This is a genomic window from Salegentibacter sp. BLCTC, assembly GCF_015143665.1.
Classification (GTDB): domain Bacteria; phylum Bacteroidota; class Bacteroidia; order Flavobacteriales; family Flavobacteriaceae; genus Salegentibacter; species Salegentibacter maritimus.
Genome location: NZ_WYEW01000006.1, coordinates 246,110 through 272,860, shown reverse-complemented (window position 1 = coordinate 272,860; position 26,751 = coordinate 246,110). Strand labels below are relative to the sequence as shown.

The window sequence follows — 26,751 nt, the reverse complement described above, 5'->3', positions numbered from 1 at the left end:
TATCTAATCCCATAATTTTGGGGTATATGCTCGTATCTATAGGTTAACCGAGAATCAAAAACTTGCTCCGGGCGCTACCGCGGGCAGGGTTAATACTAATATTTACATTATTTTTTATGCTAGATAAAATCATTGATTTTTCAATCAATAATAAATTTATAGTGGGGCTATTTACCGTAGTCCTTGTAGGATTGGGAATTTGGAGTATGCGCGAAGTACCCTTAGATGCCCAACCCGATATAACCAACAACCAGGTGCAGGTTATTACCCAGGCACCCAATTTAAGTACTGCCGATATAGAGCAATTTGTGACCTACCCTGTAGAGGTAGCTATGAGTAATTTACCGGGAGTTCAGGAGATACGTTCGGTTTCTCGTTTTGGACTATCGGTAGTAACCATTGTTTTTAATGACGCCCAGGGAACCTATCTTCCCCGGCAATTAGTTTCTGAAAAACTTTCCCAGGTTAAGGAGGAAATCCCACAGGGCTTTGGAGAGCCTTCTATGGGGCCCATTTCTACCGGTTTAGGTGAAATTTACCAGTACACTTTAGAGGTAGAAGACGAGTTTAAGGACGAATATGATCTTACAGAGCTTAGAACCATCCAGGATTGGATTGTAAAACGCCAAATGGCCATGGTGCCGGGAGTGGTAGAGATAAATGGTGTTGGAGGTAATATTAAACAATTTGAAATTGCGGTAATTCCCGATGAATTACGGGCAATGGGAATTAGTATAAGCGAAGTGTTTACAGCCCTTCAGGAAAACAATCAGAATACCGGAGGGGCGTATATTGAAAAAGATCATCAGGCTAATTTTATTAGGGGAGAAGGACTGGCCAGGAATAAGAAAGATTTGGAAAATATTGTGGTGAAAACCAGTAATAATGTTCCAATTACGATTAAAGATATAGCCAAAGTACAGGTGGGAAGTGCGGTTAGATACGGCGCCCTTACCAAAAATGGTGAAGGGGAAGCCGTAGGCGGTATGGTAATGATGTTAAAAGGAGCAAATTCTAATGAGGTTATAGATAATGTAAAAGAACGCGTAGCCGAAATTCAAAAGTCTTTACCGCCAGGGATTTCTATAAAACCCTTCTTAGATCGAAGCAAATTAATTGGAGAAACAACAGGAACAATAGCCGAAAACCTAATGTTGGGCGGGCTAATTGTTATTTTTGTTTTAGTGATCCTCCTCGGAAACTGGAGGGGTGGCCTTATTGTAGCTTCTACAATTCCACTTTCGCTGTTGTTTGCTTTTATTTTAATGGATGCTTTTGGGGTTTGGGCTAACCTTATGAGCCTTGGGGCTATAGATTTTGGTATCATCGTAGATGGTGCAGTTATTATTGTAGAAAGTACGGTTTTCTTAATTCATGAGAGAATAAAAAAGAAGCAACAATTCCATGCAAAGAGCATGGACGAAATTGCAGCTTCTTCAGCTAAAAAAATGATGAATTCAGCCTTTTTTGGACAATTTATCATCTTAATTGTATTTCTTCCAATCCTGGCCCTGGAGGGCGTTGAAGGGAAAATGTTTAAGCCCATGGCCCTTACCTTTATCTTTGCAATGCTGGGTGCTATGATATTATGCCTTACCTATGTTCCTATGGTGTCGGCATTGTTCTTAAAACCCACTAAGAAAATAAAAGAATCTAAGGGCGATAAACTTGTAATCTGGCTACAAAGTATGTACGAGCCTTTATTGGCCGGGGCATTAAAGAAATCGAAGCTGGTAATTGGTGTGGCAATCCTGTTGTTTGGTTTGGCCGTTTTACTGTTTACCCGAATGGGCGGTGAGTTTGTACCCCAGTTAGATGAAGGAGATATTGCTTTTCATATTATTTTAAAACCCGGCAGCTCTTTAACTGAAGGAATTGCTACTTCTACTAAACTTGAAAAATTATTGTTAGAAGAATACCCCGAAATTGAACAGGTGGTATCTAAGTTCGGTGTTTCCGATGTTCCTACAGATCCTATGCCTATGGATATAGGGGATAGTTTTATTATCCTAAAGCCAAAAAGTGAATGGGTTAGTGCATCTTCCAAAGACGAGTTGATCTCTAAAATAAAAGAAACTATAAGTGTTGTCCCCGGGGTCTCTTTCGAATTTAGTCAACCGGTTGAAATGCGCTTTAATGAGCTGCTAACCGGGGTGCGTGAGGATGTAGCCGTAAAATTATATGGCGAAAACCTGGATGTTCTTGCCGATAAAGCACAGGAAATGGGTAGTATTATTGCTACAGTAGATGGTGTGGGCGATATGAAAGTAGAAGCCATCTCTGGTTTACCCCAAATTACTGTAGCTTATAACCGGGAAAAACTCGCACAGTACGGACTTACTATTTCACAGTTAAATGGCTTAGTGGAAACTGCTTTTGCCGGAGGTAAAGCAGGGGTGATTTTTGAAGGGGAAAAAAGGTTTGACCTTGTGGTTCGTTTAGGCGATTCAGAGCGTGAAAATATTGAAAGCCTTAAAAACCTGTATGTAAGTTTGCCTTCAGGCTCACAAATCCCGCTAAAAGAAGTGGCAGAAATCAGTTACCAGTCAGGGCCTATGCAAATTAGTAGGGATAACACCAACAGGCGTACCTATGTAGGAATTAATATTCGTAATAGGGATGTGAAATCGGTAGTGGCCGATATTCAGGAAAAACTGGAATCAGATTTTGAGCTTCCACCCGGGTACTATATTAGGTATGGAGGTGCTTTTGAAAACCTGGAGCGTGCTACCGGGAGGTTGCAAATTGTGGTTCCTATTGCGCTATTGCTCATTTTTATCCTTATTTATTTTGCATTAAAATCTTTTAAACAAACTATTATGATTTATATGGCCATACCCATGGCAGCCATAGGCGGGGTTTACGCGTTATGGTTAAGGGATATGCCTTTTAGTATTTCGGCCGGCGTTGGTTTTATTGTGCTTTTTGGAGTTGCCGTTTTAAATGGCCTGGTGCTAATAAGCAGCCTGAACGAACTTAAAGAAGAAGGCGTAACTAATTTAAACAAGCGAATACGCCTGGGAACAAAACGCAGAATACGTCCTATTTTATTAACTGCCCTTACCGATGTTCTTGGATTTTTGCCCATGGCGGTATCAGCATCGGCAGGTGCCGAAGTACAAAGACCTTTGGCAACTGTGGTAATTGGTGGCATGATCTCGGCTACTTTATTAACGCTTTTGGTGCTTCCTATTTTATATAAATGGGTAGAACAGGCAGAAGGGCCATCTATAGGTAAAAAAGCTGTTCCTGCTTTTGCTCTTATTATAGGTATGTTCTTTCTTGTTCCATTCAGTTCAAATGCACAGGAAGCGCCTTTAGATAAGCAATTATCGCAAGCTGAGGCTGTAAAATTAGCGCTAGAAAATTATCCCGGTTTAAAAAGTAAAGCTTTAGAAATCGATAGGGAGGAAGCTTTAAAGAAATCGGCCTGGGGCCTGGGGGAAACCCAGGTTTTTACCGGGGGCGAGGAAATTGACGACGGCCGTGGCGTCTATACCAGGATTGGGGTGCAACAGCAAAATATCGATCTTTTTGGCATAGCCCCTAAACTTAAACTTCAAAAGAGCAAAATAAGCCTTGCTAAAAATGCTTTTAACCTAACTACATTGCAAGTTGAAAGAGAGGTGAAAAAGGCCTGGGCCGAAGCCTATATTGCACGGCACAGGTATAAGTCGTTTAAAGAACTTGACTCTGTATATACTGAATTTAAAAGAGCAATAGACCTTCGGTTTAAAGTAGAAGCGATTTCAAAATTAGAAGCTATCACTGCAGCTAATAAGGTAAATCAAATTCATAATCGCTACAATCAATCTCAAAACGATTATAGTATAGCGCTTCAAAAGCTAAATATTTGGTTAGGGGAAGCCCATTTTTATTCAGTAAGTTTAAATTTTGATGAGCCTTCAGAGATACAGTTACTGGCTGCCAAAGATTCTGTTAGTGATCACCCTGGTTTGAGCCTTGCAAAAAGTAGGCTTGAAGTAGCCCGGCAGGAACATAAGCGGTTACAGGCTAATTTCCTTCCAAAGTTTAATGTTCAATATGGGGCACAGGAGATTAATGGGAAAGATGGTTTTTACAGTTATCAGGCCGGGATTTCAATACCTGTGCTTTCAGGAAAAGCTTATGGAGATGCCAGTGCCGCTAAAATTACCTCCCAGATGGCTATAGAAAATGCGCAACTGGAGGAGCAAAAATTAAAAGCAGAATTTCAGCAAGCCAAAGAAAATTATAAGAAGTGGAAAGCTTCGTGGGAGTTTTATAAAGAAGAAGCTTTAGTGGTTTCAAAAGAGCAACAAAAAGCTGCTTTGCTGGCCTTTAAAGAGGGAGCCTTAGAATATGTAGGTTTTCTTCAAATTCTTGATGAGGTTATTGAAACCGAGTTAAAAGCTTTGGAAGCATTGCAACAATATTTAGAGGCAATTGCCGAATTAGAGTTTTACTTGATAATCGAGAATTAATGCCGGGAGGTTTGCCTCGAAATAAAAATATTTTCAGTTAATGCCTCGTAGGCTTGCCACGAGGTGATTTTACCTAAACAATTAGAAGAATGATACACTTAAGTAGATATACAAAATATAGTTTCCTGATTTTAATAATATTCAGCTTTTTCTCCTGTAACGAGAATACAAGCAAAGCCGAAGAAACTGAAACCTCTAAAGAAAATAAAGAGACGACACATGTTAAAGAGGCAATGCTTACAAAAAATCAGTTTGAAAGCCTGGGGATAAAAATAGATACCTTAAGCAAAAGGAATATAAGTGGTTTTGTATCGGCCAACGGGCAATTGGAAGTCCCGCCGCAAAGCGAGGCCACGGTAACCACGGTAATGGGGGCAAATGTGGTTAAAATATTGGTGATAGAAGGAGACCAGGTTAGCAAAGGAGAAGTAATTGCGTATGTAAGTCATCCCGATATTATTGAGATACAAACCAAATACCTGGATGCGTTTACCGACAAGAGGTTACAGGAAAAAGAATTTGCGCGCCAGGAGCTTTTATATAACGAGGGTGTAGGTTCGGGAGAGACTTTTCAAAGAGCAGAGGCTGCCTTAGAGAGTTCCAGAAGCCGTGTAAAAGGTTTGCGTTCCAAATTGCGACTTTTACACCTTAACCCCAAAACTATAGAAGAGGGAAATATCATCCAGCAAATTCCGGTGAGAAGCCCTATTGAAGGAGCTATAGAGCAGGTGAATGTTAAAACCGGTCAGTATGTGGCTTCTCAAACTTCTATGTTCGAAATTGTAAATACAGATCATGTTCACGCCGATTTAATGGTGTTTGAAAAGGATGTGGCAAAAGTTGAAGTTGGGCAGAATGTAACATTTTCTGTGGCGTCTAAGCCGGGAGAAGAGATTGAAGCTTATATTATTTCTATAAGTAAAACTTTTGAACAAGATCCAAAGGCCGTACATGTACATGCTGAAATAAAGGATAAACCACAAGGTTTAATCCCGGGGATGTACGTAAAAGGCAGGATACATATAGAAAATAGACAAAGTTTGGCCCTTCCCGAAGAAGCTATTTTTAGAGATGGGGAAAGCTACTATGCTTTTACCGCCCAGGAAGAAGGAGAAGACTGGAGTATGCGGCCTGTAGAAATTATTAAGGGTGAAGTTGTTAATGGTTGGGTATCTGTAAAAATAATGGAAGACCTTCCAAAAGCAACCCGTTTTGTTCAAAATAATGCGTATTATTTAGATGCTCAAATGAATAAGGATGAAGGCGGGCATTCTCACTAAAATGATGTTATGGAAGAGATTCAGATAAAATTAAGCGAAAGAAGTATTAGGCCCACTGCGGTAAGGATTCTGGTTTATGATTACCTGGCAAAGAAAAACATTGCCAGCAGCCTTAGCGATATTGAAGACTTTATGGGGCAATCTGACCGAACAACCTTATACCGCACCTTAAAAACTTTTGAAGAGAAGGGAGTGGTTCACCAAATTGATGATGGTACGGGCGTTCAAAAATATGCGCTTTGTGAAGAAGATTGTATGTGTGATCCGCAAGACCTCCATCTTCATTTTCACTGCGTAAAATGTAATGAAACACAGTGTTTAACCGATAGGAAAATACCGCATATTAATTTGCCTAAAGGTTTTGTGGTAAAAGATGCCAATTTAGTGGTAAAGGGTATTTGCGATCAATGTGAGGGCTAGCTCCTTATGGGTCTAGTATGTGCAGGCCTTAAGAAAGCAAGCTTGTAAATAGGGCTGTTTGAAAAGTATATTTTCAAGCAGCCCTATTTTATTATAGGAATAAATGCACTTCTGTGGCACTACATCTTGCTCGTAATTTGAAGTTCTAAATTAAATAAACAAGTATTCAGAATTATGAAAAGGAACAATATAAAATACCGGGATGAGCATTTAAAAGGAAAAAAGCACATTAAGAAAAACAAGAAAGAAATTTTTAGGACATATTTTCCTGCCGCTCTTAGTTTTTTTCTTCTTGTATCAGGACTTCTTTTAGACCTTTTTGAGGTTTCTTTTTTTGAAGGTTTTATAAGGTTAAGTTGGTACATCCTGGCCTATATCCCTGTAGGCTTTCCGGTGCTTAAAAATGGAATTAAAAATATTTGGGCAGGAGATTTTTTTACCGAATTTTTTCTAATGTCTATAGCTACTATTGGAGCTTTTGCTATTAAAGAATATCCAGAAGGCGTAGCGGTAATGTTATTTTATACCGTAGGTGAGTTGTTTCAGGAAAATGCCGTAAAGCGGGCTAAAAGCAGTATAAAATCTTTATTAGATGTTCGCCCCAATATCGCTTCGGTTTGGAGAGATAATAGGTTTGAAAGCCTGCATCCGGAGAAAGTGAAGATTGGCGAGAAAATACAGGTAAAGCCCGGCGAAAAGATTCCGCTAGACGGAAAACTTCTTTCTGATAAAGCCCGGCTAAATACCGCTGCATTAACCGGTGAAAGTAAACCAAGACTTATAAGAAAGAATGAGCAGGTATTAAGCGGGGCGATCAATTTGGAGGGGCTTATTGAAATAGAGACCACAAAAGTTTTTAAAGATAGTGCGGTAGCCAGGATCATTGATCTAGTTCAAAATGCCAGTGCCAGAAAGTCTAAAACCGAATTGTTTATTCGGAAATTTGCCCGCATCTACACACCTATTGTTGTGTTTGCCGCCTTAGCACTTACTTTTTTACCCTATTTTTTTATAGAAGATTACATTTTTAATGACTGGTTGTACCGTGCACTGGTTTTCCTGGTAATTTCCTGCCCTTGTGCATTGGTTGTTTCTATTCCTTTAGGCTATTTTGGCGGATTGGGAGCAGCATCGGCAAATGGAATTCTATTTAAAGGAGCTTCGTTTTTAGATAAAATAACTAAAATAAATACCCTGGTGGTAGACAAAACGGGAACGCTTACCAAAGGGATTTTTAAAATTCAAAAGGTAGAAACAGTAGGAATAGACCAATCAAAATTTTTTGATTATTTGCTGGCATTAGAAAGTAAGTCTACCCATCCTATTGCCAAAGCAATTCTTGCCGAAATAGAGGCAACAACACATTATGAAGTAAAAGATCTTAAAGAGATTTCTGGAAAAGGCCTGGTAGGAGTGATTAACGGGAAGCAGGTACTTGCCGGCAACCCTAAACTTATGGAACAGTACCATATTAGTTTTCCAAAAGAATTGGAGGCAATTGCAGCATCTGTTGTAGGGCTGGCCATAGACAATAAATATGTTGGTTATATCACCCTGGCAGATGAATTAAAAGAGGATGCCAAAGCCAGTCTTGAGGCATTGAAAAACTATGGAATAAAAGAAATAATTATGCTTTCGGGAGATACCCGGGCAATTGTTCGGGAAGTTGCTGCCAAACTGGATATAGACAATGCAAAAGGGGAAATGTTACCGCAGGATAAGCTACGTGAACTTACAGAACTTAAAAAAGACGCCAAAAGAACAATTGCTTTTGTGGGAGATGGCATTAATGATTCCCCGGTATTGGCAGGCAGCGATGTGGGGATTGCTATGGGGGCACTTGGTAGCGATGTAGCCATAGATACAGCCGACGTGGTTATACAAACCGATCAATTATCTAAAATTTTACAGGGAATACAAATTGGAAAAAGTACTAGATATATTGTATGGCAAAATATTGGGATGGCATTTGGCGTAAAAGCTTTGGTTCTATTACTTGGAGCCATGGGAAGCGCCGGGATGTGGGAAGCCGTTTTTGCTGATGTAGGAGTGGCACTATTGGCTATATTAAATTCCGTTAGGTTACAAAAGAAGAAATTTTAATAGCCATAAAACCGGGTTATAGAGCTGGTACGCTTTTTACGGCCATAATGATATAGCCCGGTTATTCTACCGGTTCCTAAAAAACTAATCCGACTATACTTTTTTAACTTTTTATAGAAATATGTTTAATACTCTATATCCTGATGTTGGTCAGGTTTTTTTGCACGCCCATATTTTTACTTTGTAAATCCTAAAAACATTTTAGATATGGAAAAAGTTAAAAATAGATGGCTTATTGCAGCCTCAGCAGTAGGAATCCATATTTCGATTGGTTCGGTTTATGCCTGGAGCGTTTATACAAAACCACTTATTGAAAAATTTGGATGGGAACTGGCAGATACCCAGTTTACCTTTAGTTTGGCAATATTTTTTCTGGGAATATCGGCAGCCTTTTTGGGCCATTATCTCGAAAAAAAAGGTCCCAGGAAATCGGGGCTTCTTGCCGCCATTTTCTTCGGAGTTGGAATTATAGGCTCGGGAATTGCAATTCATTTAGAATCCCTTTATCTTTTATACTTATTCTATGGTGTTTTTGGGGGCGTAGGACTGGGTTTAGGGTATATAACCCCTGTTTCTACCCTGGTAAAATGGTTTCCCGATAAACGTGGGCTGGCAACCGGCCTGGCTATTATGGGGTTCGGATTTGCGGCGCTAATTAGTAGCCCTGTAATTGTTTATCTTATTGCGGCAGTGGGTATTGCAAATGCCTTTTTTATAATGGGCAGTATCTACTTTATATTAATATTGATTTCTTCTCTATATCTTGCCCCACCTCCTAAAGATTGGCTGCCTGAAGGCTTTAAAGAAATTACAAAAACCGGAAAGAAAGTGCTGAAATCCGATCTTTCGCAGCTTACTGCCAATGAAGCGGTAAAGACAAAAAGGTTCTGGTATTTATGGTTGATGCTTTTTATAAATATTTCCTGTGGGATTGCAATTATCTCGGTAGCTTCGCCTATGGCCCAGGAATATGCCGGGATGGGCGTGGTAGCTGCTGCTACTATGGTAGGACTTATGGGCTTGTTTAATGGTGCGGGTAGGATAGGCTGGGCAACTTTGTCTGATTTTATAGGAAGGCCCCTCATGTTTGCCTTGTTTTTTAGTATTCAGATTATCGCGTTCTTTTTATTGCCTTCTGCCGGCAATGCTTTCATATTTCAAGTGCTTATTTTCTTAATTTTATCTTGTTACGGAGGTGGTTTTTCTACTATTCCCGCTTATATAGGCGATATGTTTGGAACTAAAGAACTCGGGGCCATACATGGGTATATTTTAACCGCCTGGGCTGCAGCAGGTATGGCAGGGCCCTTGTTTGCTGCCTGGGCCAGGTCTATTTCAAATAGTTATAATGGTACCTTATATTTCTTTGCTGGCCTTTTGGTAATCGCCTTGTTTTTATCGGTGCTAACCATATTGGAGATTCGAAAATTGAAAAAAAGAAAAATAGCTATTCATGCCAAAAAACAAACTAAAGCAATCTTAAGCTAAAATCTGAGTAGGCTTTCTATATATAGAAAGAACCGCCTAAAAACTTTTGAATCGTTATTTGGTTTAATGATATCTAAGTTTTTAGGCGGTTTTTTAATAGCCCAGGTTTCTTTCAGAACTTACCAAAAATTGCTTGCCTTTTAAGCTGTTTAAAACTTATTAACAAAATCGTTGTAGTTGCCTTCTTTTCAAATGCTTATGTCTAAATATGATTTCAATCAGTAATTATGGGCTCAAAGAGCAGTTATTTTATATGCATATTAATAAAAGGACCCGCTAAGGTTAAAAAAACACCCAAATTTCTTTCATTCAAAATGCTGTATTATGAAAAGTCAAACTGCAGAAACAAAAGATCTTATTGAAAAAAAACTTTTAAATCTTCCCTTAATAGATGTAAAAGCTTTTGTTGAAAAAAATGTAAGCCCATATTATGGAGACGATTCCTTTTTGGAAGGTCCCACACAAAGAACCACTACGCTTTGGCAGATTTGCTTAGAAGCTATGCTGGAAGAAAGAAATAAAGGTGGTTGCCTGGCCATTGATACTGAAACTATTTCAAGTATTACAAGTCATAAACCCGGATATATTAATAAAGATTTAGAACTTATTGTTGGCTTACAAACCGATGAGTTATTAAAGAGGGCTATGAAGCCTTTTGGAGGAATACGCGTGGTGGAAGGAGCCGTTGCAGAACGAGGTTTGGAAGTTGCTGAGGAGGTTAAAAACGTGTTTAAACATACCAGCGACCATAATAATGGTGTTTTTTCGGCCTATGACGATGAAATAAAACAGTACAGATCTCTTGGGATACTTACCGGCCTTCCCGATAACTATGCCAGGGGAAGAATTATTGGAGATTACCGTCGCCTGGCTTTATATGGTGCCGATGAACTTATTAGAGCCAAGAAAAACGATTTAAAAGCGGTAAATGGCGTGTTGAATGAGCATAAAATACGTTTGCGCGAAGAGATTACTTCGCAGATAAAAGCCTTAAAAGACATGATCGTTCTAGGCAATTCTTACGGCTTGGAGTTAAATAGGCCTGCAACCTCTGCAAAAGAAGCTATTCAGTGGCTGTATATGGCCTATTTAGCGGCGGTGAAAGAACAGGATGGTGCTGCTATGTCGCTAGGTAATGTGTCTAATTTTATAGACATCTATATTGAAAAAGATTTAGAAAAAGGCCTTATCACCGAGTCTGAAGCACAGGAATTGGTAGACCAGTTTGTGATGAAACTACGTATGGTTCGCCACTTAAGGCCCGGCGCATACGACGAAATTTTTGGTGGTGATCCCACCTGGGTTACCGAGGCTATTGGAGGCCAATTTAACGATGGAAGGACCAAAGTAACCAAAACATCCTTTAGATTTTTGCAAACCCTTTATAATCTGGGCGCATCGCCAGAACCTAACCTTACCGTGCTTTGGTCTAAAGATTTACCGGAAGGATTTAAAAAGTTCTGCGGAAAAGTTTCTATAGATACTTCTTCTATACAATATGAAAATGACGACCTAATGCGGGAAACACGTGGCTCTGACGATTATGGGATCGCTTGCTGCGTTTCTTACCAGGAATTAGGGAAAAGAATTCAGTTTTTTGGTGCCAGAACAAACCTACCAAAAACCTTATTGATGGCATTAAATGAAGGTCGCGAAGAAATTTCAGGAAAGAAAGTGCTTCAGGATATCTCGGTACTAGAAGGGGAGTATTTAGAATACGAAGCTGTGATGGAGAACTTTAAAAAATCAATGAGCCAAATTGCAGAAGTTTACTCCAGGGCCATGAACATAATTCATTATATGCACGATAGGCATTATTATGAAAAAGCTCAAATGGCTTTAATAGATTCAGATCCCGGTATTGATATGGCCTATGGGGCCGCAGGAATATCAATTATAGCCGATTCCCTTTCTGCCATTAAATACGCAAAAGTAAAACCTGTAAGAAATGAAGATGGGTTAACGGTAGACTTTATTGTAGAGGGCGATTATCCTAAATTTGGAAATGATAATGATAAGGTAGATGAAATTGCCGCATATATAACAAAGTTTTTCTCTGAAGAATTGGCAAAGCACGCCTGCTATAAAAATGCACGGCCTACCCTTTCTTTACTTACCATTACCTCTAATGTAATGTATGGTAAAAAAACAGGAACAACCCCAGATGGCAGAAAAGAAGGAGAAGCTTTTGCTCCGGGAGCTAACCCAATGCATGGGAGAGATACCGATGGTGCGGTAGCAGCACTTAGCTCTGTTGCAAAATTAGATTATAGAGATGCCCTGGACGGAATTTCCAATACCTTTTCTATTATTCCAAAATCTTTGGGAAGTAGCAGGGAAGATCAAATAGAAAACCTTAGTAGGCTGTTAGACGGGTATTTTGAACTGGGGGCACATCACCTAAACGTAAATGTTCTAGATAGGGATACTTTAATGGATGCTTATAAAAATCCGGAGAACTATCCTCAATTAACTATAAGGGTTTCTGGTTATGCCGTAAACTTTACAAGGCTTTCCAAAGCCCATCAACTGGAAGTGATTACCAGAACCTTCCACGAAAGTTTATAAAATTGGTTTTTTTAGTTTTTGTGTTAGTTGGTGAGAGATCCTGTTAGTTAAACCTGGCAGGTTCTCTCATCTTTTAATTTAAATTTTTGCTCATACATAGCTGCCGGTCTAGGGAGCTTGATTCTAAAAGCTTATGAAAAACACAAGTATAACAGGTTCAGGTAATTTAATAGCTAATTTACAGAAGGCGGAAGCTTTACGGGTACATTCTATTGAAACTTTTGGAACACATGACGGGCCGGGCATTAGATTGGTAATATTTGTTCAGGGATGCCAGTTTCATTGCCTGTATTGTGCCAATCCCGATACCATTAGTATAGACGGTGGTACTTTAATGAGTCTGGATCAAATTGTAGCCAAAGCCAAAAAACAAAAACCATTTTTCGGAAAGAATGGAGGCGTCACTATTTCTGGAGGCGAACCACTCTTGCAGCGTGCTATGCTAAAAGAGTTATTCAACAAACTTCATAAAGAGGGCATTCACACTACTTTAGATACCAATGGAAAAGTGATAGATAAGCAAACTAAAGACTTACTGGAAACCACAGATCTTGTGATGTTAGATATTAAACATATAAATAACGATTGGCATCATAAAATTACCAGACTGTCTAATGTAAATACCCTGAAATTCGCCGAATATAGGGAGTCTACCGGTAAACCTATGTGGTTACGCTATGTGCTGGTGCCTGGTTATTCAGATCAGGAAGAGTACTTACATCAGCTGGGAGATCATTTCAAAAATTATAAAAGCATTGAAATGATAGAAATTCTCCCTTATCATAAATTGGGAGTACATAAATGGGAAGCCCTTGGGTGGAAATATGAATTGGAGCACGTAGAAAGTCCTGAAATTACTTCCTTAAAAAAGGCTTCAGATATTCTTCAGCAATATTTTAGGAGAGTGGAGGTGGGGTAGGCAAAGTTGTAAATGTGTTAACTTAATATTTCTTTTAATCCCAATTTTTTTAAAAGCGTAAAAACACTAAGCCCGCCTGGTGGCGAGCAATTATTTTGATTCTATAATCCAGATTTAATCCTCTGAGACCTGCCTCGTAAGCAAATCATATTTTCAAATATTCATGCTTTGTGAGCTTGTTCTAAAGTTATTTACTAATGTGTTTTTCTTTATGAGGAACTTCACAATTTCCCGTAGAACAATTTCCTGCTGCACAGGCAAGTCCAAAAAGACCCATTGCAGCCGGCCAGGCACCAAGGGCTATACCAATCCATTGGCCTTCTAAAGCACTTTGTATCATTACCAAAATGCCAATAAATAAGTAGGCAGCCCGAATCCAGGTCCAGCCGCTCGTGATTCTTGTTTTCATAAGCTTAAGAAATTTTTTCTTGAAGCCGAGCCCAACTGCCGCCGTTGTATACCCGGGTAAAGCCGTGAGACTTTAAGAGATTTTTCGCAGAAGCACTGCGCATTCCCGATGCGCAACAGGTTATAATGGGTTTATCTTTGTCTTTTAAACTAGTAAGGCTTGTACCTAAATTTTGTAAAGGCATGTTTTTAGATCCTTTAATATGCCGACCTACAAATTCTGCTTTGGTTCTTACATCTATTATTAGTCCGCCTTCTTCTAAAAGTTCATTATAATTGGGTGCAGGTTTAATGCCTAATAGTCGTTTAAGTTTTACAATCATATTTATACTTCTTGCTGAGTTAGGTAATTTACTTCCAGCCAAGAGCCGCCATTAATACAATCTATGCCCTGCCTGCTCAAATAATTCGCTGCCTGTCCGCTTCGGTTTCCCGAGGCACAGCATAAAATTAAGGGTGCTTGCATTTGTTTTAGTTCATCTACTCGGTGTGGAATTTCATGAAGCGGAATATTAACCGAGCCGGAAACACTTCCGCCCATAAATTCCTGGTGTGTACGAACATCTACAATGCTACCGCCGGTACTTTTGCTTATTTCTTCTTTTGTGCTCATCATCATTATTTTTAAATAAATAATTTCTTGATTTTCAGTTGCAAAACTAAGCTTAAAGCCCGTGTATTACAGTTACTTTTGTTACATAAGATTCTGTAAGATAGAGGTCTATACTTATAAATATTTTGTAGTGCTATGATACTCATTAGGTTTTTACTGAAAAGTTGGATATTCGGCAGCCAGCAACCAAAACAATAAAATGAGTTTCCTAAAGCCTTGCAATAAGGAGTTTTTTAAATTGAATTGAGTACAATCTTTTGAAGTATGCTATGGGAAGTAATAAAAATAGGCAACCCGGTTGTGTAGATCACAAATATTAAGGGATGAGATACAGTAAGGCTTGTTGCTGTATATTCTAGGCTAATAGCCTGGCTTATCTACATATTTTTAAATACCTTAAATAAATAACAGAAGTAAATTACCTCTTGGCAAGCCTGGGAACATCAAATCCCGTTTTTGGGATAAGTATTGAATTCATTAGGCTTTTTGGTAACTTTAAAAATTTTGAATTTTAGGGTAGGGCATTGCTGCCAAGTACTTGTAGGTATTCGGCCTGGGTTTTTAGAAACTTTATTTGAATATCTAATTGCTTCAGCCTGGATTCTATAAATTTATTTTCGCGAGTGTTTATAAGAAAGATTGAGCTTTCGCCAAAATTAAATTTTCGTACTTCGGCATCTAATAAGGTTTGCGTATCAGCTACCATTTGCTTGCTCATGTCTACTTGCTGTAAAAAAGCCTGAAGCTGCTGCTGCAAAGCATTAACTTTAGCCTCTAGCTGATTATTTTTAAGATTAAGTTCCAGCCTGGCATCCTGTAACTCGTATTCCGCAATTTTAAGATCTCCACGTTCTTTTCTTAAAAATAAAGGCATAGAAACTTTTAAACCGGCCTTATAGGCATCGGCATTAAATGTTTCAAAATTTTCGGGTTCTTCCGATAGAAAATTATACTCAACATCTACCTTCGGTAATAACTTATTAAAGCGATAGCGTTTTTCTATTTGTAGCGCTTTTATTTTTTGGCGATAAAATGCCAATTGTGGGTGGGTTTCAAAATTTAATTCAGGAATTTCCACAAGTAGGTCTCCTAAAATGACATCTGTATTTACCGGTGCCACACCATTTTGTAAAAGTAGGGGTTGATCCTGGCTCCATAAATAGGTAGAGAGTTTTAGCCTCGCTTTTCTTAGCTCTACTGCCGCCTGGTTCATCTGCAGTTTGCGCTCTTGTATGTTAAGCCTCGCTTCAACAGTATCTATTCCTGCAATATCGCCGGTTTCTGCACTTCGTTTAACCCCACGGTAGCGTTGGTTGGCATTGCTTAGGAAATCTTCAAAAATTGCTAGTTTTTCGTGGGCTTGTAGCCATTCAAAATAACTAAAAGATGCCTTTAGAAGAATATCATTTACTAAGAGTTGTTGTTCAGCTTTGCTTTGTGCGTTATATGCCTGGGCTTTGCGTAAACCTGCCATTCGGGAGTTTATCCATAAGCCTTCGCCAAGGGATAAAATTACTCCTGCTTGAAAAAGTCCGGCCTCAGGGACTTTGTTTTGCGGATTTATATAAGTACCCTGGTTTTGCTCAAAATTGCCCTTTAATTTTAGGCCATACCACATAGGTACTTGCAATTGAGCATCTAAAAGTTTGTAGTATTCGGTGCCTTTGTATTGTTTTTCTTTATAATCTACCACAAAACGCGGATCGAAACCACCTCTGGAAGTTTGAACCCTGGCATCGCCAATTTCGCTTACAAGATTTGCCTGTTTCACCACAGGATGCTCACTAATTACCTTTTCTAAAAACTCGGTATAGCTTAAGTGCTCTGTTTGTGCCCATGCCTGGGAGCAAACAAAAAACAACATTAATAAATAGTGTGCTAAACGCATTTTTTATTCTATTTTTTAGTTTTGCTCTTTACCGGTTTCTCTTGTGGGCTATTATTTGGCGCATAATAATTTGGGGGGAAACCATTTAAGTTTCGCCATATTTCGTACCAAATAGGTACGTTTTCTAACAGAGCAATAGTTTGGGCTCCACTTCCAATACCTATTTGTTTTGGCCACGGATTATCATTTGGGTTGGGGGCTAGTAATACGCGGTATTTACCGTTGGGAGAAATATAGTTTTCTACTGCTACTACTTTTGCACTGTAAGTACCATAGGAGAGATTTGGCCAACCACTAAATATAATTGCAGGCCAGCCGTCAAATTGAACCTGAACTTCTTCGCCCACGTGAATTAAAGGTAAATCTAAAGGTCTTACAAAAGTTTCTACTGCCATTTGGTAATTTGAAGGCATAATACCTACTAATTGTTCGCCCTGGGAAAAAGTTTCGCCTAAACCTGCGCGCAAAGCTTTATTAACATAACCATCTTGTGGAGCAAGGATATAATATAATTTACTGCGCTGCTCGTAATTGGAAAGTTGAATTTCAAGTTTGTCTACTTCGGCCCTGGTGCTAAACTGATTGCCTTTGGAAGTGAAAATTTCCTGCCGGGTTTTTGAAATTTTATCGGCGTATTCGGCCTTAATCCTATTGATCTCAATTTCGGCATTTATCACTTCATTTCTACTGGATAATAGTTGATTTTGCTGGGCAATTAATTTAGCTTGCGCTTCTTGAAGTTTTAAACGTTTGGCTTCTAATTCGGTTAACGATTTTAAGCCCTCTTGCTGAAGGGTTTGTGTGCGCTCAAATTGCGTTTGGGCAATTTCTACCTGAGTCTCTGCCGCTTCAAGTTTTATACTGTCGCTAACTACCTTTAAACGGGATTGCTCCATTTTATTAATAGCCTGATTACGCTTTAATTCCCTTTCGTTTTGCTGGGCGGCCAATTGCTCTCCTAACGCAGCAATCTTTTCATCGTAAGTTGAAGCCGATTGGGTTTTAGCAGCAATCTGGCCGGAAGTTCTGCTTATAAGATTAGGGTCAAAATAGTCACTACTAACTTCCGAAATTTGTAGAATGGTATCTCCTTTATTTACAAAGTCCCCCTCGTTTATATACCATTTTTCAATACGCCCCGGAATGGGAGATTGTATGGTTTGCGGTCTGTGCTCTGGGCTTAAGGTAGTAACATTTCCGGTAGCTCTAATATTTTGTGTCCAGGGTAAAAAGAGAATAATAACAAATACAACAAAAAGACCAATAAGTACTTTATTGAATATTGTGTAATGTTTTCTAAAAAATACAAATTTCCCCGATTTGGAATCAGTGATGTCTATTCGTTCATTTAATTTTTCTTCAGAAATATTCAGCATAACTACAGGGATTTAACGATTCTACCTTCCCGCAATTCTATGCGTGTATCGGAAACCTCTGTCCATATCTCATCGTTACTGGCTATTATAAGGCTCCATTTATTTATAGGCTCAGTTAAAAACTTAAATATTCTTTTCTGTTCCCGGGGTTCAAATTTTTCCAAAGGTTCTTTTAAGATTAGAATTGAAGGCTTCCTAACAATGGCACGGGCCAAAATGATTCTTTTGGCTATTAAGGTAGAAAGATACCTACCTTCCGGATGGATTTGGGAAAAGATTCCATCGGGTTGGTCTTTTACAAAATCTTTTAGTCCCGAATGTTCCAGTGCCCAGTCTATATCCTGATCTGAGATAGAGGTATCTCCAAAGGTTATATTTTCCCAAAGGCTGCCTTCAAAGGGAATTTCATCGGGTAGAACGGTACCCAAATGTTGCCTGTATTCATTTAAAACCAGTGTGTGCCTTGCAGTGTCATTAATGTAAATTTTTCCGTTGGTAGGGGTGAAAATACCTGAAATAAGTTTTAAAAGACTCGTACGTCCATTACCAGCAGGCCCAGTAATTAATAAAGTTTTTTGCGCTTCCAGGGTGAAGTTAATTCCTTTAAGAACCGAATATCCATCAGGTTCAAAGGCTACGTCTTTTAATTCTAACTTAATTCCATTGGAGATGTCTACAGAGTTTTGATTTTCAAAAGCTTCCAGTGGTTTGTCTACTACCTGCCCAATCTTTTCAAGTGAAGTTAGGGTATCATAAATATCTTCTAAGCCTCTAATTAATTTTTCTACTGAAGAAATTATCAATAAAATAATGATTTCGGCGGCTACAAATTGTCCAATATTCATTTGTTGATTTAGCACCAAAAGTCCTCCAATAGCCAATAATCCGCCTGCCACAAGGATTTTGAAGACAATTAGTTTAACATACTGCATTTTTAACACCCCAAAATGGTCTTCCCTTTCTTTCAGGTACTCTGCAGTTAATCGGTCGTTTTTTTCTATTGCCAATTTGCTCCTTCCTGAAATTTTAAAGCTTTTTAGGTTTCTGGCTATTTCCTGTATCCAATAGGCAACCTGGTACTTGTTTTTAGATTCGTCCAGGCTTGTTTTTAAACCTTTTGCTGCCGTAAATTTAAAAACAAGGTAAAGTAGTAAAACAAGCAATAATCCATATAAGATAAAGAACGGGTGGTATAGGGAAAGCAAAGCTACACCCAGTATAATTTGAACTGTTGCTGCGGGGAGGTCTAATAAAATTTTACTTACACCTTTTTGTACAGTAATGGTTTCAAAAAAGCGATTTGCTAATTCGGGAGGATAAATATTTTGCAATGCTTCACTTTTAATTTTCGGAAACCGATAAGCAAATTCAAAGCTAGACCTTGTAAAAATCTTTTGCTGAATATTTTCTGCCAATCTAAGCTGTAGAAGTTCAAAAACACCAACCATTCCTACGGCAAGGGTAACGAGGATAACCAAAATAACCCAGCTGGTGCTTACCCTACCTCCCTGGATAAGGTTTACAATAGCTTGTATTCCTAAAGGAACGGCTAGGTTTATTAAACCGGCGAGAAGAGCATAAAATAGTATATGTTTTACATCGCGTTTATCTAATTTAAGTAGGTTCCAAAGTCGTTTTACGCTTGTGCCTGGTTTGGTTTTATTCATTAAGTAATACTATAGAGATCTATAAATTATATGTATTTTAATTGCAAAAATAAATTACAAAAAAAAGTTTATTGTAACCCAGGTTAAATTTTAACGATTATTTTAAGACTTGTTTGCAGATGAAAAAAAGAGCTCGGGTTAGCCGGGTTAAAAATCACTTTAGTTTTTAATGCTTAAATCAATAACAGTAGCTTCTTTTCTACCAGCTCTTAAAATGTTAAGCTTTCCTTGGTTTTGATTAGTCTGCTGTATTTTTAATTCAAATGTTGAGCGGGGCGCTAATACAAATGGTAATTTCTTTGGATTTAAAATTTTAAAACTATCACTTATTTTAATTTCTGTAATCACTATAGCCTGGTTACCTCCCTTATTGGAAATTTGTAAGCTCTTAGTTTTTTCTTTTGAAAAATCAAGTTCTAGATCAGAGGCTTTTAGATTTCCAGCCAATATGGCTTGCGTACTAAAATTAAGTTTGTTATCTGACGAAAATATTTCGAAGCTGTTCAACTCAGGGCCGCCACCCCGACCTCCACTGCCGGCACCAATTATAATTTGTTGGTTAAGACTTATGGCCTGGGTTCCGTGCCTTCCTTCGTTTAAATGAGGCAAACTGCTCCAGCTTGCTTTAGATAGATTAAAAACTTCAGCTTCAGTATGCGCAGTTTCCTGTGTGTCGCTTTCTCCTCCTATAATTACAGGCTTATTATCTATCACTCCAATGGAAGTGCCTGCCCTTGGGGTAGGAATAGGTGTAGTAGAGGTCCACTTTTTTGTTGAAAAATCATAAATATCAGTGGGCTTTACGGTTCCTGCAAAGCCGTTACCGGCTACACTTCCCGATTTTCTTCCGCCGGCAACAAACAGCATGTTATCAATAATTGCAGCTTGAAAATGATCTCTTTCGTTGGGCGAATCTGGAAGCCTGTTCCACTGGTTTTTATATAAATCGTATTCATCAAACCAGTTTACCCAACCAGAGGTATGCCCGTTTGTAATACCATTTATCAGATAGATTTTTTTATCTTTTATAGCTACTCCCGCCGAGCCACGTCTACGCTCTTTGGGTATTTCGGGGCCTTTTATCCAAAGATCTTCTAGGGGATCATAAATATAAATATTGGGAATTGGCTTTTCGTTAGGCCAACTTCCGGTAAATGCTCCTAAAATATAAACAAGTCCGTCTACGTCTACAGCTTGCATATGGTGCATCTCTATAGGTGGTTGTGCAGCTTTTTTCCAGGTTTGGTTTTCGCTATTATAAACATCTATTGCCTTATTGCCGCGACCACCAATTAGAATAAAATGTTTCCCTGTTTGTACAAAAGCATTCTCATGGCGTTTATGGGCATTGGCATTGGTAGGAAGTTTTTTCCAGGATTGGGAATATAGACTAATAACCGAAAAGCAAAAAAGGCTAAGCAGCAGGTTTTTTTTCATCTTAAAGGGTTTATACTAGATATGAGGTGAACTGATCTAAAATTAGAATTGTATTTCTCAAATTATTCGATAATCAATACTTAATGCCCTGGGGTTTGCCTTAAAATGAAAAAATATTCCTATTTAATGTCTCGTTGTCTTGCCCTGAATAATTTCCTTTAGAGCTTAAATTTAACCATCAATATATAATTAAAACTTATTGGATTTTAGGCCGATATATTTAGGCCTTTTTACATGCTTACTTTTAATAAAGTCCAAAAGCTTATACCGAAACTACGGATTTAGATTTTAAATGAGTTTAGAATTAAGTTTATTTTAATCTAATGAATTTCTTGTTACCCAGGATTTCCAGCCAATTATCGCCATTTCCACTTTGCTGGCCTTTCTAAGGTCTAATTGCTTTTTGGTATAACTGGGCAATATCTTTTTATTGAGTTTAGAAAGAACTTTAAAAAATTTCTTTTTCATAATTGGTTGGTTTACTCGATAATTGAGATTCATTGCCTAAAGACCAGACTCAAAAAATATTTTAATCCTGGATTTAGCAGCTTTTAAAGAAGCCTTTACTTCAAATATATTGAAAATCGGTTAAAAGAAAAAGGCAGGGAATGAACCTGCCTTTTTACTGGCATCGCCAAAGGGTGAAATACCCCGAGGCTTGCCTCGAAATTAAAAATTTGTTTCCATTGAATGCCTCGTGGGCTTGCCCCGAGGTAGTTTACTCATTTTTCATATTAAAATTAGAGCTATTCTGTAGGTGTTTTGTCTTTCTTTTTAGTGATTTCAATTGCACCATTTTTAGCCTTTTTGCCATATTTTGCAATGGCTGCCTTTCCTTTTAAGACTTTTACGTTCTCAATATCTTTTGGTTGTAATTCATCTTCCATAAAACGCTTGTCTTTTGTTTTGCCATCAATAATTACTAAAGGAGAAACTTTTTCGTTTTTATTTATCTGAAAATTGTTTGTAGAATTACTTTTTTTCTCGAATCGCTGAAATCCCAGAGAATGTTTCTTCTTAGTTCTAGGAGCTTTCTCTTTAGATTTGTTTAAAACCTTTGTTGTGATAATTACCACGCCATCTTTGGCTTCTTCGCCATAAAGCGAAATTGCACTTTCATCCTTTAGTACTTTCATACTCAGTATAAACTTTGGATCAATAAGGTCTATGATTCCTTTTTTGGTTTTCTCGCCGTTTAAAATATAAATCGGGTCGCCCTGAATTTCTTTACCGGTTTTCACTTCAACGGGGACTTCTTTATCAGTTTTTGCTTCAATTTTTACGTTGAATGTGAGCATAAAAGCAAGGATTAATGGAAATACAAGCCCTACTTTCCATACAGTTGGTTGTTGTGGTGATTTTTTGTTTAACATAAGAATTCGTTTTTTGATAAATGATTGATAAAAATGATTAGTAATGGCTGGTTGTAAATGAGTATTGGAAATATGTAAAAGTGCCAGTTGATATGATTTCTTTTCTCCCGATACTGCTACCGTTTCTTTGTCGGCTATATATTCTAAATTTTGCAGCATGCTTTTCTTGTATAACCAGCTAACAGGGTTAAACCAAAGTAAAGCAGTAATAAGGTTGGCGACTATGGTGTCTAAAGAATGCAGTTGGGACGCATGAATTTTTTCGTGCAGCAAGATTATTTCAAGATCTTTTTTTGAATGTGATGCCGGATTGTATACAATGTATTTGAAAAATGAAAACGGACTTATCGTGGCTTCGGTTTCAATAAATTTTAAACCTTTGCTTTTATAATGATTACTATTTGAAATTACCTTAAAAACGCCGTGTAGCTGTACAATTATTTTTGCACATAAACAGGCAGCTACCAATAGGTAAATGCTGCCAAGCACTTCCCAGATACCGAACCAGGCTGTTAGTTCTTTTGAAACTTTTTGAGTACTTAAAATGTTTTCGTTAACAGGGAAATTATTAGCTCCCGCAATTACTTTTCTGGTAAAATAAATAGAAGGTAAAATGACCGATGCCAAAATCCCGGCTATTAAAAACCTTCGATGGGTTGTAAAGCTTGTGTCTCTTTTAAGTAAAGCTATATATACCAGGTAAAAAATACTTAAAATCCCGGCACTTTTTAAGGTATAGGTTATTAATGCTTCCATACCTATTGCTCTTTTTCTTTTTCTATAATTTCAAGTATTTCCCGAAGTTCTTTTGCACTAATTTTTTCCTCCTGAGCAAAAAATGATACCATACTTTTATAGGAGTTATCAAAAAATCGCTTAGAGGTTAAACTCATAATATGTTTTCTATATTCTTCTTTTGAAATTACAGGGTAGTATTGGTGTGTATTGCCATAGGCCTTATGGGATACAAAACCTTTGTCTTCTAAATGTCTTACAATGGTTGAGACCGTGTTATAGTGTAATTTTTGATCTTTAATTTTGGGTAATATTTCTTTTACAAAAGCTTTCTCTAATTGCCAGAGAATACGCATTACCTCTTCTTCTTTGTTGGTGAGTTTTATCATGCTATTGATTTTGCTTATTTCAAATATAACGAAAAAAATAGTTATTCTACTAAATTAATAGTTTGTTTTTTGATTTATGATGCTTTTAAGTGTAGCTAACAGGATTATTTTATCTTCGCAAAAAAAATATAGATGAGTATTATTTTTATTCTTGTTGGGCTTGTTTTGTTGGTAGTAGGTGGGGAATTTCTGGTTAGGGCTTCGGTGGCCTTATCTTTTAAATTAAACGTCTCCAGAATGGTTATTGGGTTAACGGTGGTTTCCTTTGCAACCTCGGCCCCCGAACTTTTGGTGAGTCTGCAGGCTGCACTTTCGGGCTTTTCAGATATATCTCTGGGAAATGTAATAGGATCGAATATTGCTAATCTAGGTTTAGTACTGGGTATTACAGCCATAATATCCTCTATTGCGGTAGATAGGGAGTTTTTTAGGTTTAACTGGCCTGCAATGATGCTGTTTTCAATTGTGCTTTATTACTTTTTAAGTAGCGGAGAGAATATATCTCGTTTAGAAGGTTTAATTTTATTTTTGGGACTCGTGGTCTTTTTATTTTTACTTATAAAAAGGTCTCGTAGAAAAACTGAAATAGCGGTAGAAGGTATAGATGATTCCTTAAAGCAAACTTCTAACTTTAAAATGATAATATGGTTATTAATTGGAGGCGTTGCGCTTTGGGGCGGGTCCGAGCTTTTGGTAGATGGTGCCGTAGACCTGGCCACGATGCTTGGTGTGAGTGAAAGGGTTATTTCGGTTACTATGATTGCGATTGGAACTAGTGTTCCCGAGCTTGCTGCTTCTGTAATTGCTGCCTTAAAAAAGGAAAAAGCACTTTCTTTAGGAAACCTTATAGGTTCAAATATTTTTAATATTGCATCAGTTTTGGGTATTACGGCCATGATTCAGCCAATCTATATCCAATCAGATCAAATACTTACCAGCGATATTTTTTGGATGATAGGAGTTGCTTTTGTAGTTGCTCCCCTGGCTTTTCTTCCAAAAAAGTTTCTTTTTAGCCGCTACAAGGGAATAATTTTATTTGTAAGCTATGTAATTTTTACGGGTCTTGCATTTTTGGGTTAAATTTAGGGGGGTGTATTAATAAAATCATAAAAATTTCAATCAATAGGTGGTTGTTTGGTGGGGTGTAGTGAAAAATATCTACATTTGTTTGCTGAAATTTAAAATTACCAAACAACACAGTCATGTCAACTTTAAGATTTGAAGCTTTAAAAGAAATTTTTAACCGAAAGCCGGTTAAGATAGAAGAACCGGCCCGAAGGTCGGAACTTTTTGGAACAAATGTGTTCAACGAAACCTCTATGAGGCAATACCTTACCAAGGAAGCTTACGAAAATGTAATGGAAGCGATTAAAACCGGTAAGAAGATTGACCGAAGAATTTCTGATCATATTTCTACCGGAATGAAAGAATGGGCAATTTCTAAGGGGGCAACCCACTATACCCACTGGTTCCAACCTTTAACCGGAACAACTGCCGAAAAGCACGATGCTTTTTTTGAAACACAGGGCGATACAGGTGCGATAGAGAAGTTTGGCGGCGGTGCTTTAGTACAACAAGAACCAGATGCCTCAAGTTTCCCCAGTGGAGGTATAAGAAATACCTTTGAAGCACGTGGCTATACAGCCTGGGATCCTACTTCTCCCGCTTTTATTTGGGGAACAACACTTTGTATTCCTACAATTTTTGTGTCCTATACCGGTGAAGCCCTGGATTATAAGACACCGCTTTTAAGGGCATTACAATCTGTAGATCACGCAGCAACGGCTGTAGCAAAATATTTTGATAAGAATGTTACCAAGGTTACCGCTACTTTAGGCTGGGAGCAAGAGTACTTTCTTATAGACTCGGCTTTGGCCGCTACACGTCCAGACCTTAGCCTGGCAGGACGTACCTTGCTTGGGCATTCGCCGGCAAAGGGGCAGCAATTAGACGATCATTACTTTGGTTCTATTCCTTCCAGGGTGTTAGCCTATATGCGCGATCTGGAAATTGAGTGTATGAAACTTGGTATTCCGGTGAAAACGCGACATAACGAGGTAGCTCCAAATCAGTTTGAGCTAGCCCCAATATTTGAAGAAGGAAACCTTGCCGTAGACCATAACTCCTTGCTTATGGATATTATGAGTAAAATTGCCGAAAAACATAGCTTTAAGGTGGTTTTACATGAGAAGCCATTTGCAGGAATAAATGGTAGTGGTAAACACAATAACTGGTCTTTGGCTACAGATACCGGTACTAATTTATTGGCTCCGGGTTCAACTCCTATGAAGAACCTTCAATTTCTTACTTTCTTTATCAACATTCTTAAAGCGGTACATGATAATGAAGAGCTTTTAAGAGCGGGAATTGCCAGTGCATCTAACGATCATAGATTGGGGGCGCAAGAAGCACCACCGGCAATTATTTCAGCGTTTATCGGGTCGCAATTAACCGAAGTCCTTGATGAATTGGAAAAGGTGACCGATGGTAAATTGTCTCCAAAAGAGAAAACAGAATTAAAACTAAATGTTGTAGGTAAAATTCCTGAAATTTTACTTGATAATACCGATCGTAACCGTACTTCTTCTTTTGCTTTTACCGGTAATAAATTTGAGTTTAGGGCAGTAGGTTCTACCGCTAACTGCGGAAACCCAATGACTATCTTAAACACCATACTTGCAAAGCAGCTCAACGACTTTAAGAAAGAAGTTGATGCCTTGATAAAAGGCAAGAAAATGAAGAAAGATGACGCCATTTTTAACGTTCTTAGAGAATATATTAAGCAATCTAAGAATATTAGATTTGAAGGAGATGGTTATGGTGAAGAGTGGCAAAAAGAGGCAAAAAGACGTGGTTTAAGCAATAACAAAACAACCCCTCAGGCGTTGAAGGCTCTTATCTCTGAGAAAACCATATCCCTTTTTAGCGATTTAAAGGTGATGAATAAAATTGAATTGGAAGCCCGCCATGAAATTCAGCTTGAAGATTATGCAATGCGTATTCAAATTGAAGGTAGAATTTTGGGCGATATAGCCCGAAACCACGTAATTCCTACCGCGGTGCGTTACCAGAATATTCTAATTGAAAACGTAGAAGGTTTAAAGCATATTTACAACGAAGACTTTAAAAAACATTCTAACGAACAATTAGATCTTATTGAACAAATTTCTGCACATATTGCTAAAATTAACAGCGGTGTGAAAGCGATGATAGAAGCCAGAAAAGTGGCCAATAAAATTGATGATGCAGAAAAACGTGCTTTCGCCTATTGCGATGAGGTAAAACCTTATTTTGATGAAATAAGATATCACTGCGATAAATTGGAACTGCTTGTAGACGACGAGCTTTGGCCACTAACCAAATATAGAGAGTTGCTTTTTACTCGATAATCTAGAGTTAATATTTTGTTAGCTTACTGCAGGTAATTTACCGGGTAAGTTGTTAAAATTAAATTGAAAACCACGTGTTAATGCACGTGGTTTTTTTGTAGAAATAGAAACTTGATTTGCCTAAAACCAGTATTTAAATGCTTCTAAATATTGCTGCGAATTAAAAAAAACATAAATATTGGCTCTAGGCTTTGCCGGGAGGTAGTTTAATAAACTTTTCCCTTTAATAATCATA

The 26,751-nt window shown here is 38.0% G+C and carries 19 protein-coding genes; 9 read left to right on the top strand and 10 right to left on the bottom strand.

The window, feature by feature from the left end:
- Positions 1-116 precede the first annotated feature (116 nt).
- The 7 genes from GUB10_RS09310 to pflA all read left to right on the top strand — a co-directional run bounded on the left by GUB10_RS09310 (position 117) and on the right by pflA (position 13,241).
- Positions 117-4,463 (top strand): CusA/CzcA family heavy metal efflux RND transporter, encoded by a 4,347-nt coding sequence (locus tag GUB10_RS09310; protein WP_193711163.1) that lies wholly within the window; start codon positions 117-119, stop codon positions 4,461-4,463.
- Positions 4,464-4,552: 89 nt separating this feature from the next.
- Positions 4,553-5,743, top strand: a complete 1,191-nt coding sequence (locus GUB10_RS09305) for an efflux RND transporter periplasmic adaptor subunit (protein ID WP_193711162.1) — start codon at positions 4,553-4,555, stop codon at positions 5,741-5,743.
- A gap of 9 nt (positions 5,744-5,752) precedes the next feature.
- Positions 5,753-6,163 carry a Fur family transcriptional regulator gene (locus GUB10_RS09300; RefSeq protein ID WP_193711161.1) on the top strand — a complete coding sequence of 137 codons (411 nt, stop codon included), beginning with the start codon at positions 5,753-5,755 and terminating at the stop codon, positions 6,161-6,163.
- 174 nt (positions 6,164-6,337) lie between these two features.
- Complete coding sequence (locus GUB10_RS09295; protein ID WP_193711160.1) at positions 6,338-8,266, top strand: heavy metal translocating P-type ATPase; 1,929 nt, start codon at positions 6,338-6,340, stop codon at positions 8,264-8,266.
- Between the two features lie 207 nt (positions 8,267-8,473).
- A complete protein-coding gene (locus tag GUB10_RS09290) occupies positions 8,474-9,754 on the top strand; it encodes an OFA family MFS transporter (protein ID WP_193711159.1) in 1,281 nt (426 codons plus the stop codon).
- A gap of 324 nt (positions 9,755-10,078) precedes the next feature.
- Positions 10,079-12,322, top strand: a complete 2,244-nt coding sequence (gene pflB / locus GUB10_RS09285) for a formate C-acetyltransferase (protein ID WP_193711158.1) — start codon at positions 10,079-10,081, stop codon at positions 12,320-12,322.
- Between the two features lie 133 nt (positions 12,323-12,455).
- A complete protein-coding gene (pflA, locus tag GUB10_RS09280) occupies positions 12,456-13,241 on the top strand; it encodes a pyruvate formate-lyase-activating protein (RefSeq protein WP_193711157.1) in 786 nt (261 codons plus the stop codon).
- A 187-nt stretch (positions 13,242-13,428) separates the two neighbouring features.
- Here pflA and GUB10_RS09275 read toward each other — a convergent pair whose 3' ends face one another.
- The 10 genes from GUB10_RS09275 to GUB10_RS09230 form a co-directional block, all read right to left on the bottom strand.
- On the bottom strand, positions 13,429-13,650 hold the full coding sequence (locus tag GUB10_RS09275; protein ID WP_193711156.1) for a hypothetical protein: 222 nt from the start codon (positions 13,648-13,650) through the stop codon (positions 13,429-13,431).
- 4 nt (positions 13,651-13,654) lie between these two features.
- The gene (locus GUB10_RS09270) at positions 13,655-13,972 is read right to left on the bottom strand and encodes a rhodanese-like domain-containing protein (RefSeq protein WP_193711155.1); all 318 of its coding nucleotides are present in this window, start codon (positions 13,970-13,972) and stop codon (positions 13,655-13,657) included.
- A gap of 2 nt (positions 13,973-13,974) precedes the next feature.
- Positions 13,975-14,262: a rhodanese-like domain-containing protein gene (locus tag GUB10_RS09265; protein ID WP_193711154.1), complete on the bottom strand. Its 288-nt coding sequence runs from the start codon at positions 14,260-14,262 to the stop codon at positions 13,975-13,977.
- Between the two features lie 511 nt (positions 14,263-14,773).
- Positions 14,774-16,150: a TolC family protein gene (locus tag GUB10_RS09260; protein ID WP_193711153.1), complete on the bottom strand. Its 1,377-nt coding sequence runs from the start codon at positions 16,148-16,150 to the stop codon at positions 14,774-14,776.
- A gap of 8 nt (positions 16,151-16,158) precedes the next feature.
- A complete protein-coding gene (locus GUB10_RS09255) occupies positions 16,159-17,526 on the bottom strand; it encodes an HlyD family secretion protein (RefSeq protein ID WP_193711152.1) in 1,368 nt (455 codons plus the stop codon).
- A 2-nt stretch (positions 17,527-17,528) separates the two neighbouring features.
- Entirely contained in the window at positions 17,529-19,193 is a 1,665-nt protein-coding gene (locus tag GUB10_RS09250; protein WP_193711151.1) for a peptidase domain-containing ABC transporter, read from the bottom strand.
- A 159-nt stretch (positions 19,194-19,352) separates the two neighbouring features.
- Entirely contained in the window at positions 19,353-20,630 is a 1,278-nt protein-coding gene (locus tag GUB10_RS09245) for a kelch repeat-containing protein (protein WP_193711150.1), read from the bottom strand.
- Between the two features lie 315 nt (positions 20,631-20,945).
- Entirely contained in the window at positions 20,946-21,098 is a 153-nt protein-coding gene (locus GUB10_RS09240) for an SsrA-binding protein (RefSeq protein WP_193711149.1), read from the bottom strand.
- A gap of 278 nt (positions 21,099-21,376) precedes the next feature.
- Positions 21,377-22,759, bottom strand: coding sequence for a M56 family metallopeptidase (locus tag GUB10_RS09235; RefSeq protein ID WP_193711148.1), 1,383 nt, complete (start codon positions 22,757-22,759; stop codon positions 21,377-21,379).
- A gap of 2 nt (positions 22,760-22,761) precedes the next feature.
- Positions 22,762-23,127 (bottom strand): BlaI/MecI/CopY family transcriptional regulator, encoded by a 366-nt coding sequence (locus GUB10_RS09230; RefSeq protein ID WP_193711147.1) that lies wholly within the window; start codon positions 23,125-23,127, stop codon positions 22,762-22,764.
- 132 nt (positions 23,128-23,259) lie between these two features.
- Between GUB10_RS09230 and GUB10_RS09225 the strand changes: the two genes are divergently transcribed.
- Positions 23,260-24,207 carry a calcium/sodium antiporter gene (locus GUB10_RS09225; RefSeq protein ID WP_193711146.1) on the top strand — a complete coding sequence of 316 codons (948 nt, stop codon included), beginning with the start codon at positions 23,260-23,262 and terminating at the stop codon, positions 24,205-24,207.
- Positions 24,208-24,329: 122 nt separating this feature from the next.
- A complete protein-coding gene (locus tag GUB10_RS09220) occupies positions 24,330-26,516 on the top strand; it encodes a glutamine synthetase III (RefSeq protein ID WP_193711145.1) in 2,187 nt (728 codons plus the stop codon).
- Positions 26,517-26,751 lie beyond the last annotated feature (235 nt).

Coding starts and splice junctions, on each gene's coding strand:
- GUB10_RS09305 (WP_193711162.1), top strand. CDS start 4,553: ATGATACACTTAAGTAGATATACAAAATATAGTTTCCTGATTTTAATA.
- GUB10_RS09275 (WP_193711156.1), bottom strand. CDS start 13,650: ATGAAAACAAGAATCACGAGCGGCTGGACCTGGATTCGGGCTGCCTAC.
- GUB10_RS09300 (WP_193711161.1), top strand. CDS start 5,753: ATGGAAGAGATTCAGATAAAATTAAGCGAAAGAAGTATTAGGCCCACT.
- GUB10_RS09225 (WP_193711146.1), top strand. CDS start 23,260: ATGAGTATTATTTTTATTCTTGTTGGGCTTGTTTTGTTGGTAGTAGGT.
- GUB10_RS09290 (WP_193711159.1), top strand. CDS start 8,474: ATGGAAAAAGTTAAAAATAGATGGCTTATTGCAGCCTCAGCAGTAGGA.
- GUB10_RS09250 (WP_193711151.1), bottom strand. CDS start 19,193: ATGAATAAAACCAAACCAGGCACAAGCGTAAAACGACTTTGGAACCTA.
- GUB10_RS09235 (WP_193711148.1), bottom strand. CDS start 22,759: ATGGAAGCATTAATAACCTATACCTTAAAAAGTGCCGGGATTTTAAGT.
- GUB10_RS09260 (WP_193711153.1), bottom strand. CDS start 16,150: ATGCGTTTAGCACACTATTTATTAATGTTGTTTTTTGTTTGCTCCCAG.
- GUB10_RS09265 (WP_193711154.1), bottom strand. CDS start 14,262: ATGAGCACAAAAGAAGAAATAAGCAAAAGTACCGGCGGTAGCATTGTA.
- pflA (WP_193711157.1), top strand. CDS start 12,456: ATGAAAAACACAAGTATAACAGGTTCAGGTAATTTAATAGCTAATTTA.
- GUB10_RS09245 (WP_193711150.1), bottom strand. CDS start 20,630: ATGAAAAAAAACCTGCTGCTTAGCCTTTTTTGCTTTTCGGTTATTAGT.
- GUB10_RS09270 (WP_193711155.1), bottom strand. CDS start 13,972: ATGATTGTAAAACTTAAACGACTATTAGGCATTAAACCTGCACCCAAT.
- GUB10_RS09240 (WP_193711149.1), bottom strand. CDS start 21,098: ATGAAAAAGAAATTTTTTAAAGTTCTTTCTAAACTCAATAAAAAGATA.
- GUB10_RS09230 (WP_193711147.1), bottom strand. CDS start 23,127: ATGATAAAACTCACCAACAAAGAAGAAGAGGTAATGCGTATTCTCTGG.
- GUB10_RS09255 (WP_193711152.1), bottom strand. CDS start 17,526: ATGCTGAATATTTCTGAAGAAAAATTAAATGAACGAATAGACATCACT.
- GUB10_RS09220 (WP_193711145.1), top strand. CDS start 24,330: ATGTCAACTTTAAGATTTGAAGCTTTAAAAGAAATTTTTAACCGAAAG.
- pflB (WP_193711158.1), top strand. CDS start 10,079: ATGAAAAGTCAAACTGCAGAAACAAAAGATCTTATTGAAAAAAAACTT.
- GUB10_RS09295 (WP_193711160.1), top strand. CDS start 6,338: ATGAAAAGGAACAATATAAAATACCGGGATGAGCATTTAAAAGGAAAA.
- GUB10_RS09310 (WP_193711163.1), top strand. CDS start 117: ATGCTAGATAAAATCATTGATTTTTCAATCAATAATAAATTTATAGTG.